This is a genomic window from Paenibacillus wuxiensis, assembly GCF_040195695.1.
Lineage (GTDB): Bacteria > Bacillota > Bacilli > Paenibacillales > Paenibacillaceae > Paenibacillus_B > Paenibacillus_B suaedae.
Genome location: NZ_JBEFZI010000005.1, coordinates 18619 through 35478, shown reverse-complemented (window position 1 = coordinate 35478; position 16860 = coordinate 18619). Strand labels below are relative to the sequence as shown.

General features: G+C 48.0%; 17 protein-coding genes. 2 read left to right on the top strand and 15 right to left on the bottom strand.

Going from position 1 to position 16860, the window contains the following annotated elements; all coding sequences use genetic code 11:
- Positions 1-2 precede the first annotated feature (2 nt).
- Positions 3-683, top strand: coding sequence for an alpha/beta fold hydrolase (locus tag ABN764_RS11880; protein WP_268626242.1), 681 nt, complete (start codon positions 3-5; stop codon positions 681-683).
- A 73-nt stretch (positions 684-756) separates the two neighbouring features.
- Here ABN764_RS11880 and ABN764_RS11875 read toward each other — a convergent pair whose 3' ends face one another.
- The 5 genes from ABN764_RS11875 to ABN764_RS11855 all read right to left on the bottom strand — a co-directional run bounded on the left by ABN764_RS11875 (position 757) and on the right by ABN764_RS11855 (position 5902).
- The gene (locus tag ABN764_RS11875) at positions 757-1803 is read right to left on the bottom strand and encodes an ABC transporter substrate-binding protein (protein WP_072730298.1); all 1047 of its coding nucleotides are present in this window, start codon (positions 1801-1803) and stop codon (positions 757-759) included.
- 94 nt (positions 1804-1897) lie between these two features.
- Complete coding sequence (locus tag ABN764_RS11870) at positions 1898-2716, bottom strand: ABC transporter permease (protein WP_072730299.1); 819 nt, start codon at positions 2714-2716, stop codon at positions 1898-1900.
- A complete protein-coding gene (locus ABN764_RS11865; RefSeq protein ID WP_021252835.1) occupies positions 2713-3564 on the bottom strand; it encodes an ABC transporter permease in 852 nt (283 codons plus the stop codon). The genes ABN764_RS11870 and ABN764_RS11865 overlap by 4 nt, the downstream gene beginning before the upstream one ends.
- Positions 3561-4532, bottom strand: coding sequence for an ABC transporter ATP-binding protein (locus ABN764_RS11860; protein WP_028533457.1), 972 nt, complete (start codon positions 4530-4532; stop codon positions 3561-3563). The genes ABN764_RS11865 and ABN764_RS11860 overlap by 4 nt, the downstream gene beginning before the upstream one ends.
- Positions 4533-5134: 602 nt before the next feature.
- Positions 5135-5902: an SIMPL domain-containing protein gene (locus ABN764_RS11855; RefSeq protein WP_446671998.1), complete on the bottom strand. Its 768-nt coding sequence runs from the start codon at positions 5900-5902 to the stop codon at positions 5135-5137.
- Between the two features lie 285 nt (positions 5903-6187).
- Here ABN764_RS11855 and ABN764_RS11850 point away from each other — a divergent pair, with 285 nt between their 5' ends.
- Positions 6188-6682, top strand: a complete 495-nt coding sequence (locus ABN764_RS11850) for a hypothetical protein (protein WP_174809108.1) — start codon at positions 6188-6190, stop codon at positions 6680-6682.
- Between the two features lie 207 nt (positions 6683-6889).
- Here the strand turns inward: ABN764_RS11850 and ABN764_RS11845 are convergent, their stop codons facing one another.
- From ABN764_RS11845 to hisA, 10 genes are all read right to left on the bottom strand, one after another.
- Positions 6890-7156 carry an HPr family phosphocarrier protein gene (locus ABN764_RS11845; RefSeq protein ID WP_005545782.1) on the bottom strand — a complete coding sequence of 89 codons (267 nt, stop codon included), beginning with the start codon at positions 7154-7156 and terminating at the stop codon, positions 6890-6892.
- A gap of 119 nt (positions 7157-7275) precedes the next feature.
- Positions 7276-8208: a DNA-binding protein WhiA gene (gene whiA / locus ABN764_RS11840; protein ID WP_021252839.1), complete on the bottom strand. Its 933-nt coding sequence runs from the start codon at positions 8206-8208 to the stop codon at positions 7276-7278.
- A gap of 6 nt (positions 8209-8214) precedes the next feature.
- Entirely contained in the window at positions 8215-9201 is a 987-nt protein-coding gene (mgfK, locus tag ABN764_RS11835; RefSeq protein ID WP_021252840.1) for a gluconeogenesis morphogenetic factor MgfK, read from the bottom strand.
- A gap of 12 nt (positions 9202-9213) precedes the next feature.
- On the bottom strand, positions 9214-10110 hold the full coding sequence (gene rapZ / locus ABN764_RS11830; RefSeq protein ID WP_138188860.1) for an RNase adapter RapZ: 897 nt from the start codon (positions 10108-10110) through the stop codon (positions 9214-9216).
- A gap of 30 nt (positions 10111-10140) precedes the next feature.
- The gene (locus ABN764_RS11825; RefSeq protein ID WP_446671997.1) at positions 10141-11091 is read right to left on the bottom strand and encodes an ROK family glucokinase; all 951 of its coding nucleotides are present in this window, start codon (positions 11089-11091) and stop codon (positions 10141-10143) included.
- 288 nt (positions 11092-11379) lie between these two features.
- On the bottom strand, positions 11380-12345 hold the full coding sequence (gene trxB, locus ABN764_RS11820) for a thioredoxin-disulfide reductase (protein ID WP_021252843.1): 966 nt from the start codon (positions 12343-12345) through the stop codon (positions 11380-11382).
- 39 nt (positions 12346-12384) lie between these two features.
- On the bottom strand, positions 12385-14196 hold the full coding sequence (locus ABN764_RS11815) for a tetratricopeptide repeat protein (protein WP_446671996.1): 1812 nt from the start codon (positions 14194-14196) through the stop codon (positions 12385-12387).
- A 414-nt stretch (positions 14197-14610) separates the two neighbouring features.
- A complete protein-coding gene (hisIE, locus tag ABN764_RS11810) occupies positions 14611-15318 on the bottom strand; it encodes a bifunctional phosphoribosyl-AMP cyclohydrolase/phosphoribosyl-ATP diphosphatase HisIE (RefSeq protein WP_446671995.1) in 708 nt (235 codons plus the stop codon).
- Positions 15315-16073 carry an imidazole glycerol phosphate synthase subunit HisF gene (gene hisF, locus ABN764_RS11805; protein WP_446671994.1) on the bottom strand — a complete coding sequence of 253 codons (759 nt, stop codon included), beginning with the start codon at positions 16071-16073 and terminating at the stop codon, positions 15315-15317. Before hisF ends, hisIE begins: the two co-directional genes overlap by 4 nt.
- A gap of 24 nt (positions 16074-16097) precedes the next feature.
- On the bottom strand, positions 16098-16841 hold the full coding sequence (gene hisA, locus ABN764_RS11800) for a 1-(5-phosphoribosyl)-5-[(5-phosphoribosylamino)methylideneamino]imidazole-4-carboxamide isomerase (protein WP_446671993.1): 744 nt from the start codon (positions 16839-16841) through the stop codon (positions 16098-16100).
- Positions 16842-16860: the final 19 nt, after the last annotated feature.

Below are 16860 nucleotides of genomic sequence, written 5' to 3'. Positions count from 1 at the left end.
AATTGTCTACTTATCTTCTTGTCCACGGAGCATGGGATGGCGGATTTGTATGGAGGGAAGTCGCATCCCTGCTTCGACAAGCTGGTCATGATGTGTACACACCCTCCCTCACTGGACTTGGAGAGCGAACACATCTAGCTCATCCAGACATTGATCTACATACCTTCATTGAGGATATTGTAGGGGTATTTACTTATGAACAGCTCGAGGATGTTATTCTTGTTGGACACAGCTTCTCCGGAATGGTAATCACCGGGGTAGCTGAAATTGTACCCGATCGAATCAAGCAGCTGGTCTATGTTGATGCCATGGTTCCACGCCATGGAGAATCTGTGGCGACCCTCTCAGCTCCGTACTTGGATAATCCCTATCCAAGTACTGCAGATGGCGACACACCGGCGTTTATTGCACCACCTAACTTAACAGATCCGCGTAAATCGCCAATGCCGACACGTTCGTATATGCAGGAGCTATCAATTACCAATGAGCGTGCCGCTGCCCTTCCTCACATCTACATAGAACCGCTGGATCATCCTGATAGTTGGCCGATGGCTGCCTTTTTCCGCGCAATGGCCTTACGCGCCCGGGATGCCGGCTGGCGCCATATGAGTCTCGAGCAAGGAGGGCATTGGCTCATGAAGACTCAACCCGAACCGTTGTCCAAGCTGCTCCTGAATCTGTAATCCACATAAAAATGCCCTTACTCCACATTAGGTGTGGATTAAGGGCATTTATTATTCAATCAATACTATGCGATTATCTTCCGCTCTTCAGTTCTGTCCACAAGCGATCATATAATTGGATATTTTTACCAACATCACCGAGCCATTCTGTTCGACCCAGTTCTTCGTCAGTTAAGTTAATCATCTTGTTGTCCAGATACTCTTTGCTATGGTGCTCTTTTGCCTTCGTCACAGGATTGCTGTAACCGATAGCCTCATAGTTCTTCGCACTGTTCTCTGGATCAAGCATGAAGTTGATGAACTTCTCCGCTAATTCCTTATTCTTCGTACCCTTTGGAATCGCATAGTTGTCCGAGAAGATCGTGCTTCCTGTCTTCGGAATCATGAATGCAACATCTGGGTTCTCACCATGAATGACAGATGCATCGCCAGACCATACCGTACCGATCCAGCCTTCTTCCGCAATCATCTTCTGCTTGATGTTGTCCGTATCGAATGCAAGCACGTTCGGAACAAGCTTGCGCAGGTCATCAACAGCCGCGTTGATTTCCGCTTCATTTTGGGAACTGTTCGACTTGCCTGCCTTCTTCAGCGCCATACCTACGATCTCGCGGTTGTCATCCAGAAGAAGTACTTTACCCTTGTACTCATCCTTCCACAAATCCGCCCAATCGGTTGGAGCTTGCTTCACATATTTTGTGTTGTAGGCAATGCCTGTAACACCCCATGTATATACAATAGAGTACTTGTTGCCAGGATCAAATTCAGGGTTTTTGAAACGATCCGTGACGTATTGGAAATTCGGAATATGATTTAAATCAAGCGGCTCCAGCAAATCTTGCTTAATCATGCTAGCCACCATATAGTCGGACGGTTGAATTAAATCATAATTCGCGCCGCCGGCTTTCAACTTCGCCAGCAGTTCCTCGTTGTTGGCAAAAATCGCATAGTTAACTTTTACGTTATTCTCCGATTCGAATTTCTTGATCATATCCATATCGAAGTTATCTGCCCAGCTGTACAAATTCAATGTTTGCTCCGGCTTAGAAGAGCAGCCTGCCAGTGCAGTAAGTGCCAACATCCCGGCCAATACGACCGCGAACCATTTCTTTTTGTTCAATTCTTGTTACCCCTCTCTGATCCTGCAACAGATCCTTAGAATGTAATAATTATTATGATTGAAATTCACTTGCTCACATCGGGTGAACAGTGAATTAGAACGGCAGCATAGAGCTTTTCTTCTCTCCGTTACCGCGGTTCAACAACCATTGCGCCAGTACGATCAGCACAACGCTCAAGATAATCATTAGCGTACACAAGGCGTTGATCTCTGGAGAGATCCCCCGTTTTACCAATCCATAAATGTAAATCGGCAATGTTGTCGAGTTCGGTCCGGCAACAAAGAAGCTGATCATAAAGTCATCAATCGACAGTGTAAAAGCCATGATCGCTCCGGCAAGCACGCCTGGCCATATCGAAGGCAGCGTAACGTAGCGGAATGTCTGCCATGGTGTAGCACCAAGGTCAGATGCCGCTTCTTCAAGCTGCTTACCCATATTGGCAAGCCTAGAAGCAACAATCACATACACGTATGAAATACTGAACGTGATATGTGCAATAATAACCGTCATTTTGCCCAGATCAATCTTAAATTGGCTGAACAGCACCAGTAGGGACAAGCCCATAATGATATCCGGTACAATAATCGGCAAGTACAACAATCCGATTACGCCTTGCTTGCGCTTGGCAGTCATTCGGCGAAGAGCAATTGCGGCTATCGTGCCAAGTACAGTCGAGATGACTGTAGATATCAATGCGATCGACAAGCTGTTGCTAAGTGCTTCCATTACTTGTCGGTTGTCGAATAGTGAACTGTACCATTTGAACGTGAAACCGCTCCAATTCGAATTAATCCGTGAATTGTTGAACGAGTACGCGATAATCAAAAATACAGGTATATAAATAAATAGAATTAACAGTATCGAATGGAGCGCAAGAAGCGGACTCTGATTCTTTTTGGTTGCTGCCTTCATGCCCCCGCCTCCTTCGATGCATCATATTTGGAGCGGAGTGCTCGGTTGAACAGCCCAATAATAATTAGGGAACTGATCACGAACACGACTGACAGCGCGGAACCGAATGGCCAGTCACGCGCACCTAGGAACTGATTCTGTATAATATTGCTGAGCATTTGCGCCTTAGCACCGCCCAGAATGTCTGTAACAACGAACATCCCCGCTGTTGTCACGAAGACCAGCACACTGCCTGTCATCATGCCAGACTTCGTCTGCGGCAGCGTAATATGCCAGAACGACTTCCATTTGGTAGCACCCAAATCACTGGATGCCTCTAGCAATCGCTTGTCCATTTGCTCCAAAGAAACATAAATCGGAAGCACCATATACGGAATGAACGTATAGACCATTCCAAGCAGTACTGCTCCCTTGGTATAGAGCATTTGCAGAGGCTCCGCGATCAATCCCAGATCAAGGAGCGTCTGATTGACGACCCCTTGCGTACGCAGCAAAAGTACCCATGCGTATGTCCGAATCAGGAAGTTAATCCAGAACGGAACCGTAATGAGAATGAGCAGCAGCTTCTGCTTCGCCGGGCTCGTCGTCGAGATATAATACGCAAGCGGATAGCTGAACAACAAGCAAATTGCCGTTGTTAGCACGGATAGCCACAGCGTATCCCAATAAATACCCAAGTATAAGGGATCGAAAAATCGTTCATAATTGTTCAGCGTAAACGAAAAGACGATATTGCCGAGCTCGTCGCGCTGCATGAAGGATACAGCGATGACCGCGATCATCGGCACAACAAGGAATATCGTCAGCCACAATACGACCGGCGCAATGATGCCAAATGAGCGTTTCATGAGCCGATCATCACCTCATCTTGCTTACTCCAGCTTACTCCAATATGCTGGCCAATCTCCCACGTCCGCTCGTCCTTGAAGTCAAGCACAACCGATACGTTCGTTTGGTCGTTATCCAAGTGCACGATCAGCTTGTGGATGTTCCCCAAATAAACGATATCCTGAATAATTCCAGTACGAGGCGCACCTTCCACATCCGCTGTCACATGAATTTTCTCTGGACGTACGGTGAAGAGGTTCTCTTCATGGAATACGTTGTTCTCCCCTACAAACGTAGCTGCAAACAACGTCTCCGGGCGTTCGTAAATATTTTTAGGAGAGTCGATCTGTTCGACACGTCCGTTATTCATAATCACGATTCGATCCGACATCATCATCGCTTCTTCTTGATCATGGGTTACATATACGAATGTAATGCCCAAGCTCCGCTGCAATTGCTTCAGTTCAGCCTGTAGATTTTTGCGCAGCTGCAAATCAAGTGCACCAAGCGGCTCGTCCAATAGCAGCACCTTCGGCTTGTTAGCAATTGCCCGTGCAATCGCAACACGCTGCTGCTGTCCACCAGACAATTGATGCGGATAACGCTTAGCAAGTGCTGTTAGCTGCGTCAAGCGAATGGCTTCATCAATACGCTTGCGCTGTTCAGCTTGCGGAATTTTCTTCATCTTTAGGCCGAATTGAATATTTTGCTCGACCGTCATATGAGGGAACAACGCGTAATGTTGAAATACAAGATTCAAATTCCGCTTGTTCGGAGGTAAGTTCGTAACATCTTCTCCATCTAGGCGGATATGGCCAGATGAAGGCTGTTCAAAGCCAGCAATCATGCGTAAAATGGTTGTCTTCCCACAACCACTCGGACCGAGCAGCGTCAAAAATTCCCCTTCGCCAATCGTAAGCGACAGAGGATGCACAACGGGTTGCCCGGCAAAATGCTTCTCCACATTTACCAGTTCAATCATTAGCATCAACCCCTTACATCGTCAGTCTGCCAATTGGAGCAGCTGTTCCTGCATGCAGCATGCCATCGAATGGCAAGCTAACACGCTCTGCAGCACCACCCCAAATGGGATGAACAAGAATGCGCGCAGTGTATAGGATACGTTCTTATTCATTAAGCAAAAAAAGCCATATCCATTGGTATGGCTTCTACGTCCCGTTCACGTTGGCGTTTTTGCATATCCAATATACATCGTTTTGTCTGACGATACAACTTATTTTAACGTAATTTCGACAAAAACATACATTTCTTTTCAACGGTTCGACCTATTTCCAATAGCAATCAGGCCATGAGGCACTTATTTACATTCGAACTATCGGAGAATACGATAATATTCATTTCCCCTGTTACATTCTAGGGCTTTGTTCCCTAAAATACAACCCCTAATCCAAGATGGCCTCCATACAAAAAGGCACTATGTCATTTCTGACACGAGTGCCCCTTGATACAGCGCCATTTCTGATGTACTCTTACCTGCCTAATTGGGAATATTTCATTGTTTTTACAGAATGCTTTCACCCATGCCGACGTTGTTTACTGCACGCTTCATTTCAGTTGTTACAGCGTTCTTTATTTCAATTGATATTGAATTTGCACCTGTGCATTCAACTTAATAAGGCCGCCCTGCAAAGAAGTTGAAGGCGCATCCTTTTTCATATCCGACGGGCTTGCTGCGTCGTACATCACGCGTATCGGGGACCAATCCGCCCCAGACTCTGTAATCGTAAGTGCTGCACCTGCTTCACGGCCTGCCGCTCTCGCGAGTGCGGATGCCTTCTTCGCTGCATGCTGTACTGCTTTCTCCAGCACCTGTGCCTCATAGTCAGCACGCTTCTCCGTATCGAATTGAATACGGACTACTCGGTTCACACCTGCATCAGTAGCTGCATCTACTAAGCTCCCTAGTCGATTCAAATCACGATACGTCACACGCACAGCATGCGTTGCTTGATAACCTATGATTTGAGGCTCTTTATTTTCCACGTATTTATATTCAGGATTAACCGAGAAATTGACCGTCTTCAGATCCTTTTCCTGAACACCATATTTCGAAGTAAGCACCTGTTTCACTTTTTCGAACAACACTGCATTTTGCTTTTGTGCTTCAGCCGCTGTTTTCCCACGTGTATCTATTGCAAGCTCCGCATAAGCCACATCAGGCGTTACTTCCAATTCTCCCATGCCCGACACGTTCACTGTATCCTTCACACTGAATTCTGCCGCAGCTGCATGAACAGGCACTGGTGCTGCAACTCCTGTCCCCACAAGCAGCGCTCCTGTAAGCATAACCGCCATCGTCATTCGGCGCCATGTCATTCTTCCTGTCAATTGCGTCATAATCCATTCCTCCATCACGTTATAGAATGTAAGATTGACTTGCTTCTTGTCTTCTAAACGTTAATAAGATAAATATTGTTGCAAGTCCGGTCATAACTTTAGATGTATTTTCTGCAGTTATTGAGTCGGTACAAATGAACGCTGCAGATTCATTTTTATAATCATTAATCTGCAGTTTTATACAATTTTTGTCATTTTATGCTTATTTCGACCTGTCTATCGGTGAAAAACCATGATATGGTAGAGCTGTAATTTCAATCAAAAGACGTCTGAGGAGGAATACATGTGATTCGTAACAAAGGAAAATACGCTTTGCTTGTTGCTCTTGCATTGAGCATGCTTGCTCCTGCATCATTATCGGCCAAATCTGCTGATGAATTGATGATCGAACAGAAGTACGGACCAGAAACGGGGTATTCAAATGTATACCAAAAGCAAGACATTCTTAAGGCATTAACCGCTGTATACGAATGGTCAGCTGATTTCTCCACGACAACCCAACAACAAATTAAGAAGGACATCGTGATCCCAAGTGATACTCTCCGTACTACCCTCCAATTGAACGTCAGCTCAGAGAAAAATACCGGCAGCAATGCTAAATTCAAAGTCGAATTAGAGATGTACTACCCATGGACAGGTTATATGATCGAAGAATCACGCGAACTTAGTGTAGGTTATCAAAATGCACCTGTATACTTCTATAAGCTCAAACCAGGCAATACATATCGTCTGCGCATCAATGGGAATGTAAAAGGATCTGTTGACGTCTATAGAGAATAGGTGCGCTCGACAGTTAATCGTAACAGCGGCACACAAACACAGCCTGATCTCTTGAAGGAGATCAGGCTGTATCACATTTCATACCGTTCATCTGATGCACCATTCAACAAGCTTACCATAATAAAAAAAGAGCCATTATGGCTCTTCTCTTGATCACAGTGGCAGCTCGCTGCTTCCACTATGATTGAACACGATGTCAGCTACAGATTAGCTGTCCAATTCTTCTTTGCTTACAAGCCCGACTAAAGCGCTTACAGCCTGATCGGCGTCCGCGCCATCCGCAGTAATGGTAATTGACGTGCCGGTGCTGATTGCGAGACTCATAATACCCATGATGCTCTTAGCATTGACTTTCTTATCTTCTTTTTCAACGAAGATATCCGAAGAATATTTATTCGCTTCTTGAACGAACAAGGCCGCAGGTCTTGCGTGCAGTCCAGTCTTCAAACGTACGACAATTGGTTGTTGAGCCATGCGAATCATACCCCCTATATTCCATGTAGTTTACATTACACAAATTTACGCTAATTTGCTCTATTTCATCACATATTAGCATTATAAACGATTTTAAGCGAGGAATAAAGTTTATCTCGCTATCCGTTACGCATTCGCTCAGCCAGCTCGTCTATCTTGCGCAGTCGATGATTGACACCGGATTTACTAACCTTACCGCCCAGAAGCTCTCCCACTTCCTTCAGATTAATATCCGGGTGTGCCAATCTGACCTCGGCAACTTCTCTCAGCTTATCTGGGAGCTTATCTAATCCAAGATGCCTATCCAGATAACGAATATTTTCGATTTGGCGAACAGCAGCACCAATCGTCTTATTCAAGTTAGCCGTTTCACAATTGACGATTCGGTTCACGGAATTGCGCATATCCCGCATAATACGGACATCCTCGAACTTGAACAGCGCCTGGTGAGCACCGATGATATTGAGGAACTCAATAATTTTCTCGCCCTCTTTGATGTACAGGACGAAGCCCTTCTTGCGCTCAATGAATCTTGCATTCAACTGGAACTCATTCGCCAGATCAACTAATGCGCGGCAATGTTCCTCGTACATCGAGGATATCTCCAAGTGATAGGAAGATCCCTCTGGATTATTCACCGATCCTCCTGCCATGAACGCTCCTCGCAAATATGCGCGTTTGCAGCAGTTATTTTCAACAATCTGCGTGTCAATGCCGTCCGTGAACAAGAACCCTTCCGATACAATGTGCAGGTCACGCAAAATCTCCTGCACACGCGTCGGAATACGTACAATGTACACATTATTTTTCTTCAAGCGCATCTTCTTGCGTACAAGCAGCTCCGTATGCACTTGAAAATACGTTTTAACAAGCGTATAAATGCGGCGTGCGATCGCTGCATTCTCAGTAGAAATGTCCAATATTACCTTGCGGTTGGACGAGAGCTGCACAGAACCGTTCATGCGCATTAGCGCAGACAGTTCCGCCTTCTCACAGCACGACTCGGATTCGATCATGGTTAATTCTTTTTTTGTCTGTGCTGCAAAAGACATAGCGGCTCACCTCTTTCGTAACATCCAATTTTCCACAAGCTGATAAATATGATGACTAAGCTTATCTGCGTCGTGACGCAGATAGGTGCGGAACAGCACTAAAGAATCCGCGATTACCTGATATCCACGCTTCGTCACTTCTTCCATATCCAAATGGACAGCCTTTGCCCCCTGTTCGGCATATTTATCCTGAACTTGCGGCGGAATCTCCCCATTATTCACGATAACATAATCGAACAATTGAGTGCCGACATGAAGCTGAACAGCTTCCAAATGATCACTCACGGAATAGTTATCCGTTTCCCCCGGCTGAGTCATCACATTACATACAAAAATCTTTACCGCATTTGATTCCAATACTGCCTGTGCCAGCTTCGGTACGAGCAAGGTAGGAATAATGCTCGTATACAGGCTTCCTGGTCCAATCAGGATGGCATCCGCCTGACGGAGCGCCTCAACTGCCTCAGGCAACGCCTCCACCTGTTCCGGTTCTAAGAATACACGCTTAATGCGCTGGCCGGCTTGCGGGATTGATGATTCGCCAGACACAATAGACCCGTCTTCCATCTCGGCCTTCAGGACAACTGCTTGATTGGCTGCAGGCAGTACCCGGCCCCGAACCGCAAGTACGCGGCTCAGCTCTCGAATGCCTGCAACGAAGTCGCCGGTAATGTCCGTCATCGCTGCCAACAACAAATTACCCAGACTATGTCCTGCAAGTCCAGATCCGCTCTTGAAGCGATACTTCAACATTTCCGACAGCGATGGCTCCACATCAGCCAACGCTGTCAATACATTGCGTATATCTCCTGGCGGGGGCATCTGCAGCTCGCTGCGCAATATGCCAGAACTGCCTCCATCATCCGCCACAGTAACGATTGCGGTAATATCGAGCGGCTTCTCCTTCAACCCTCGAAGCATGACCGACAGCCCTGTGCCGCCGCCCATAACTACGATACGTGGGTTTACGCGCTCTTCTTTTTCACATGCCATAACGACCCTCCACTAATGCCGATCTCTCTCAGCATCACGGTGACTGACACGGACAACCTCCGTATCACTCGCTCCGATTGTACGACCTAAATATTCTGCAATGGCCACTGATCGGTGCTTGCCGCCTGTGCATCCGATGCCGATGATAACCTGACCTTTCCCTTCCTTGCGATACTGCGGCATAAGGAAATTCAGCAAATCAAGCAGCTTAGCAAGGAAAGCCTGTGTTTCTGGCCATTTCATGACATAATCATATACTTCAATATCCTGTCCAGTTCTCGGGCGCAATTGCTCCACATAATGCGGATTCGGCAAAAAACGTACGTCAAAAATGAGATCCGCATCAATCGGCACCCCATATTTGAAACCGAACGAAGTCACATTCACCGACATCATATTCTGATCTGCGTGCGTGAATCGTGCCGCAATTCGTTCCTTCAACTGTACAGGCTTCAAATTGCTCGTATCAATAACCTGTGTCGCCCAACCCTTCAAATCTTCCAGCAGTGTGCGTTCCTGCTTAATTCCTTCAAGCGGCATGCCGCCTGGATTGAGAGGATGACGACGACGGCTCTCTTTATAACGCTGCACGAGAACAGCATCCGTTGCATCCAAGAACAATATTTCACAATTAATGGTAAAGTGCTCCCGAATATAATTAATGGATTCTGATAAGGCCGTGAAAAATTCTCTGCCGCGCAAGTCAATGACAAGCGCTACCTTGCCAATCTTACCCTTGGACTGCTCGATGAGTTCAGCAAATTTCGGTATAAGTACTGGTGGCAAATTGTCCACGCAGAAAAAACCGAGATCCTCCAAGCTCTGTACAGCTATTGTCTTCCCTGCACCAGACATCCCAGTAATGATAACCAGCTTCGCAAGAGCTGTCATCTCTGTCGATTCCATCATCGTTCGTCCTCTCCTTCTTACAAGATTCGGCTACGAACGCAAGAACAAGCCTGCCGCACCAATCATACCCGCATCATTGCCTAGCTCTGCTGGAATGATGGATACGCCGCGCGTAACCGGGTCAGGTGTTAACTTCATGAATGTTTCACGAATTTGCTCGAACAGGAACTCGCCTGCCTTCGATACGCCTCCGCCAATAATGAACCGCTCTGGATTCAGTGTCACTGCTACAGCAGCCATCGCCTTGCCTAAGTAATAAGCTGCACGAGATACAATGCGTACTGCGACCTCATCTCCCGCCTTCGCCGCATCGAATACATCTTTTGCTGTAATGCTCTCTACCAAGGATAAGGAAGTGCGATCTCCGCGTTCAACTGCATCATTGGCCATTCGAATAATGCCTGTAGCCGAAGATACTGTCTCCAAGCATCCCATCTTGCCGCAGCCACATTGGATCGCTTCCAGATCAGGGATTACCGCCATATGGCCAAGCTCTCCTGCTAGACCTGAGAATCCTTGTACAATTCTACCGTTAATAATAATGCCTCCGCCGACACCCGTTCCGAGCGTGTAGCAAACACAATGGTCAATGCCCTTGCCTGCGCCGCTCCACACCTCGCCAAGTGCGGCAACATTTGCATCATTGTCAATCTTAACTGGCTTGCCTAGACGTTCTTCTAATATGGAACGGATCGGCACATCCTTGAATCCTACGTTGGGCGCCAAGATGATAACGCCTTCCTTTACATTCGTAAATCCTGCGACTCCTGCGCCGACGCCAGCCACTTGGGCCCAATCGTAAGGAGATTGTTCCACAATGAGACGAACATATTTTTCGATATTATCCATGACAGTATCCGGACCCTTAGCTACTTCAGTTGGTCCCTCAAATGTATGCAGAAGCTTGCCTTCCGCATCACAGATTCCAACTTTAATGGCCGTACCGCCCAAATCGACACCCACGTAGATCTGCTCAGACATGCGTCATCCACCTTTTATATACGTAATCGAATTATGGTACTTTCAGTACCCACTATACGCGAACCCACTAGTCAGGTCAAGAGAACGGAGCCCCTAGCCAAGCGTTGTTAAGCCGCGCCAGAAGCGCGTATAAACCCTTTCTGCGGCCTAATTTTCGGCCATACATTCCAGTCCATTCGACACGCTCGCTGTCCCCACTTTTCTCGTTCGACCTCCTGCACTAATCGTACGAAAACAAAGAGGGAGCCTACTGGCTCCCAACTTTCGAATAGTGAGTACTTTTGTACCTTATTGATTCAAAGACTGGCTCCAGTCCTGCGTAATATGTCCTTCCAAGAACTTCTCGCAGTCCAAAGCTGCTTGGCAGCCAGAACCTGCTGCTGTTATCGCTTGGCGATACTTCGTATCATGCACGTCACCTGCAGCAAATACGCCTGGTACACTCGTTTCCGTAGAACCTGGCTTCACAATTACATAGCCATGATCGTCCAGTTCAATGTGACCTTTCAAGAAATCTGTGTTTGGCTTGTGGCCGATAGCAACGAACAAGCCGTCCGTTTCCAGAATTTCTTCCTCGCCTGTCTCATTGTTTTTCACCTTGAGACCTGTAACACCCATGCCTGTAGATACGACCTCAATTGGAGTACGATTCAAGCCCCATTTGATCTTCTCATTATTCTTCGCGCGATCCTGCATAATCTTCGATGCGCGAAGCTCGTCACGTCGATGAACGAGTGTCAACTCGGAAGCGAAGCGAGTCAAGAAGCTTGCTTCCTCCATCGCAGAGTCGCCACCGCCGACAACGATGATTTTCTTCCCACGGAAGAAGAATCCGTCGCATGTCGCGCAAGCGCTGACCCCTTTACCCAGGTTCTCTTGCTCACCTGGAATATCCATATATTTCGCAGAAGCGCCTGTTGCTACAATTAACGTTTCTGTGACAATCTCGCCTACACCTTCAACTTGAAGTTTAAATGGACGGCTAGACACATCAACACTGTTTACCCAGCCTGTCTTGAACTCCGTACCGAAGCGCTCAGCTTGCTTACGCATATTGTCCATCAATTCAGGACCTTGGATGCCTTCTGGGAACCCAGGGAAGTTCTCAACTTCTGTAGTCGTCGTCAACTGTCCACCTGGTTGTGGCCCCTCGATCACAAGCGGGTTCAAGTTGGCGCGAGCCAAGTAAATCGCTGCTGTATAACCAGCAGGTCCTGTGCCGATAACAACTGATTTATATACTTTGTTCTCCATGGGGTTGGCCTCCCTTATAATCAAGTATTTATTTTATCTTCATGTAAAGGATTGCTTGATTTTAGCTTCTACCTGACAAGTGTCTTCCATTCGTTTCACATGCTTGGCAACGGTAGTTGCCGATACACCATATTGCTCTGCTGCAAGCTGATAGGACATCTCACGGCGTATCATCTTCGCGATAATGAATTCGATCGCTGCAGCCCAGCTTTCCGCCTTGCCAATTCGTGGCACCTCATCGGGATATAAGTGCGTAATAAATTCAATCCAAAGCGTCTCTGCATCATGCATCTGAAACAGATCGTACCGCTCTTTCATAGAATCACGCAATATATCCAGTACCTGCTGCCATTGCGACTCCCAGACTGGCAGACGATTCGCAATATGATTACGGTGAACTTGAATGTACTCGCCCTTCCATTCTACCTCAATTGGATCTTCTACCCCATGCATACGCAGCACATATACAGCAACCTGCTTCATGTATGCATCCTGATCTGGATCCAGCAGCATAGAGCGAAGCGCATCATTTGCCTCATCGTCACCGAGCAAGCTCATCGCTTGGAGTGCCTGAAGCTTGACATCCGGCTCACCGAATCGCAGTGCCCAGAATAATGAAGCTCGTACGAGCGGATCTTTCTTGAGCTGCTGCTCCCAATCCTTGCCGTCCCCTGAACGACTCGAACGACTGCCATCAGTTGAAGCAGCCTTCGAAGCAGCCCTGCGGCTAGCCTCCTCATAAGGTAGACGATAATGATAGGTTGGCATAGGATCGATATCTCCCCCATCACGCTGCTGCAATCGTTCCATATAGTACGTTGCAATGCCGGAATCGGGATCCAGTCTGCGGCATACTGCCCACCAGCGAGATGCTTCCTCATATCGACCTAAACGGCAAGCCGCTACAGCCGCATAATGGTAAATACTCGCTTCCCGCAGCATATGGCCTGTTACTAAGCGGCGCAAATGCTGATAAGCAAGCTCATGCTCATCCAACATACCCATCGTAGTCGCAATCTTGAACAGATGCTCCCGATAGAAGGGCTGAATCTTGCCAATCATCGCAATAAGCTGCTGGACGACAGCTTCATTGCCGGCATGGCGCTCGAATATCGCCAAGTTGCACAATGCGTGCAGATTCCCTTGATCTCTCTCTAGCACGGCATCAAGTGCCTCCCGCGCTTCATCGAACTGCCCCATATAATAATAAGCTAACGCCAGGTTGTTCCATGCGGCCAAATAATCTGGATCCGAATCCACAACCCGCTTCAACAATTTCTCTGCCTCTACGAACCGGCCTGCTTCGAGCAGCATGCGTGCTTCTGCATGCTCATCCTCTGCCTGCTCAGAGATTCCCATCTCTTCGTCGCTCAGCGCTGACGGCAGCTTCGCAGCTGACGATTGAGCTCCCACATTCTGCTCACCGCGATGCTGTGATGAAGAAGACTGCTTCCCCTCGAAACGAATCATTTCGAGCATTTCCTCCGCTTCTTCCGTATACATTCCTGTGAGATCACGGGATAAATACGTCTCAAGCATCGCCTCCGACTCCTCGAACTGCTCCATATAAGCAAAGTTATTCGCCATATAATAGTAGCATTCATTCATATTCGGATCGAGTTCATGCAAGATGTGGTGCAATGTATCGTTAGACTCTTCGAACCGTCCCGCTTCTGCAAGAGTTCCTGCAAGATTGCACTGCAGGATAGGGTTGTCCGGTTCGCACTCCACCGCCTTGCGAAAATATGTCAACGCCTTGTCGTAGTGCAGTCGTTCCAACGATTGTACCGCACGTTCAGAGAACGAAGCAGCATCCATCGGGAACATAACTACCTTGTTCTGTTCTGCCATCGCCAAGGCCCCTCCTGACACTCATATACTGTACACATACCCAACAGTATATCATATTGACGCTCAATTCCTGCATCCCTTTCGCGAAGTCTTTCCAAGGGACAGATTCAAACCTCGCGTTTCTCTGTAGATTCAGGCACAAGCCTCTATATTTCCCATAACCGCAAGGGCCGGAGATTCAGAAGAAGCACATCGGTAATACATTATCAACTTCGATGTATTATTTTTATATAATAATAATTCTTATCTTATTATAACTCAAATCTTGAACACAGGCAATCTGTTGATCCCTATTTAGATATGTTCATATTTATGTTCACAACCACGCAGACAACGAACAATAGGCGGGCAATTTCATTGCGCACCTTTTATAAGGAACACATGACATCGCCCGCCATCCTATGCAGCTTGTATTCACGACTTTACTTTCCCATTCTGATTATACGTATCCCGTCTAGACCCACGGTGGCGCGCCTCCAGTACGGATAACACGTCTCCCAGCGCAATGTTGCGTTCGCGTAGCAGAACAAGCATATGGAACAGCAGATCTCCAATCTCCCCAACTAGTTCCTCCTTGTTGTCACTCTTTGCTGCGATCACAACCTCGGTAGACTCCTCGCCTATCTTCTTCAATATCTTATCGAGACCCTTCTCGAACAAGTAGGTTGTATATGATCCCTCAGGACGCTCAATCTGCCGCTGTCCTATAAGGTTCTCCAGCTCTGCCAGCACCGAATTTACAACTGGCGCATGATTCTCTTCTTCCCTCACATATCCCATATGACCACTATCGAAGCAAGTACGGCTTCCGGTATGGCAAGCCGGTCCGCTTGGACTGACCTGCACGAGCAGTGTGTCCTGATCACAATCCACAGCTATGGATACGATTCGCTGCGTATTGCCTGACGTTGCGCCCTTGTGCCACAGTTCTTGACGAGACCTGCTCCAGAATACCGTCTCTCCTGTCTCGCACGACAAGAACAAGGATTCCTGATTCATATACGCCACCATAAGGACTTCCTTCGTGACGGAATCCTGCACAACAGTCGGCACGAGGCCGAATTCATTCCAACGGATGGATGCGGCCAAGCGTTCTCCATCTACTATTGCTTGTTGCATCATCGTACACGAACCCCCTCCGCGTGAAGCGCCTCCTTCACTTCTGCAATCGATACTTCTTTATAGTGGAATATTGACGCTGCAAGCGCAGCATCGGCATGTCCTTCCGTAAATGCCTCCACAAAGTCACCTGCTCGCCCTGCACCGCCTGAAGCAATAACGGGGATGCCGACAGCATCGGTTACTGCACGTGTCAGCTTATTATCGAAGCCATCCTTCGTTCCGTCCGCATCCATGCTTGTCAGCAGCAATTCCCCTGCCCCAAGCCGCTCCACCTCTTGTGCCCAAGCCACTGCACGCAATCCAGTAGGTGTACGCCCACCGTGAATATACACTTCCCATTCTCCCCAGGTCTCATTGTACTTGGCGTCGATGGCTACTACGATGCATTGCGACCCGAATCGCCGCGCACCATCCGTTATGAGACTTGGCTGCTTCACAGCCGCTGTATTTATGCCGATCTTGTCCGCACCTGCACGCAGCATGCGCATCATATCATCGACAGAAGAGATCCCGCCACCCACTGTAAAAGGAATCGAGATTTCTCCTGCGGTCTGCCGTACTACCTCCACCATCGTTGCCCTACCCTCGATAGACGCGGAGATGTCTAGGAACACCAGTTCATCTGCGCCCTCCTGATCATACAGCGCAGCGAGTTCCACCGGATCTCCAGCGTCACGAAGCTGAACAAAATTGACGCCTTTTACAACACGGCCATCCTTCACATCTAGACAAGGAATTACACGCTTCGCCAACACCGCAATCGCCCCCGTTCCGTATGGCTAGCTTCGTACGGCTGCCTCCAGCCGTACTGCATCTGCCAAATCAATGCTGCCTGTATAGAGTGCCTTGCCAATAATTGCTCCACCTACACCATCAACCGCATACTTGGATAGAGCATGAATATCATCCATACTGCTGACGCCCCCAGAAGCAATTACGGTCTGCCCCGAGACCTTCGCAAGTTGTACAATTGCCTCGATATTCGGCCCCTTCATCATGCCGTCTCGAGAGATATCCGTGAAGATGAATGTCTTCGCCCCTGCCGCAGCAAGTTCAGCCGCAAGCACGCCCGCCTTCACTTCCGAGGTCTCCAGCCAACCACGTGTGGCAACGAATCCATTGCGGGCGTCGATGCCAATCGCAATGCGGTCGCCATACTTGCCAAGTACGGTTTCAACGAAGCCACGATCCTCTATTGCCGCTGTGCCCAATATGACACGTGCCACACCCGCTTCCAGCAGCTGCTCAATGTCCTCAAGCGTGCGCAGGCCGCCGCCAACCTGTATCGGAACCGCTACAGACCGTGCAATTTCACCAATGAGGTCCGCATTGATCGGGCGCCCTTCCTTCGCTCCATCCAAGTCCACCAGATGAATCCAAGAAGCGCCATTCGCTTCCCAACGCTGCGCTACTTCTACAGGGCGCTCATCGTAGACCGTCTCTTGCCCATAATCCCCTTGTACAAGCCGGACACACTTTCCCCCGCGAATATCGATTGCTGGATATATCGTGAACGCTGCCATCTGCCTCGCCTTCCTCTCC

Coding starts and splice junctions, on each gene's coding strand:
- ABN764_RS11870 (WP_072730299.1), bottom strand. CDS start 2,716: ATGAAGGCAGCAACCAAAAAGAATCAGAGTCCGCTTCTTGCGCTCCAT.
- ABN764_RS11865 (WP_021252835.1), bottom strand. CDS start 3,564: ATGAAACGCTCATTTGGCATCATTGCGCCGGTCGTATTGTGGCTGACG.
- ABN764_RS11860 (WP_028533457.1), bottom strand. CDS start 4,532: ATGCTAATGATTGAACTGGTAAATGTGGAGAAGCATTTTGCCGGGCAA.
- ABN764_RS11855 (WP_446671998.1), bottom strand. CDS start 5,902: ATGACGCAATTGACAGGAAGAATGACATGGCGCCGAATGACGATGGCG.
- ABN764_RS11845 (WP_005545782.1), bottom strand. CDS start 7,156: ATGGCTCAACAACCAATTGTCGTACGTTTGAAGACTGGACTGCACGCA.
- whiA (WP_021252839.1), bottom strand. CDS start 8,208: ATGTCTTTTGCAGCACAGACAAAAAAAGAATTAACCATGATCGAATCC.
- mgfK (WP_021252840.1), bottom strand. CDS start 9,201: ATGGCATGTGAAAAAGAAGAGCGCGTAAACCCACGTATCGTAGTTATG.
- rapZ (WP_138188860.1), bottom strand. CDS start 10,110: ATGATGGAATCGACAGAGATGACAGCTCTTGCGAAGCTGGTTATCATT.
- ABN764_RS11825 (WP_446671997.1), bottom strand. CDS start 11,091: ATGTCTGAGCAGATCTACGTGGGTGTCGATTTGGGCGGTACGGCCATT.
- trxB (WP_021252843.1), bottom strand. CDS start 12,345: ATGGAGAACAAAGTATATAAATCAGTTGTTATCGGCACAGGACCTGCT.
- ABN764_RS11815 (WP_446671996.1), bottom strand. CDS start 14,196: ATGGCAGAACAGAACAAGGTAGTTATGTTCCCGATGGATGCTGCTTCG.
- hisIE (WP_446671995.1), bottom strand. CDS start 15,318: ATGATGCAACAAGCAATAGTAGATGGAGAACGCTTGGCCGCATCCATC.
- hisA (WP_446671993.1), bottom strand. CDS start 16,841: ATGGCAGCGTTCACGATATATCCAGCAATCGATATTCGCGGGGGAAAG.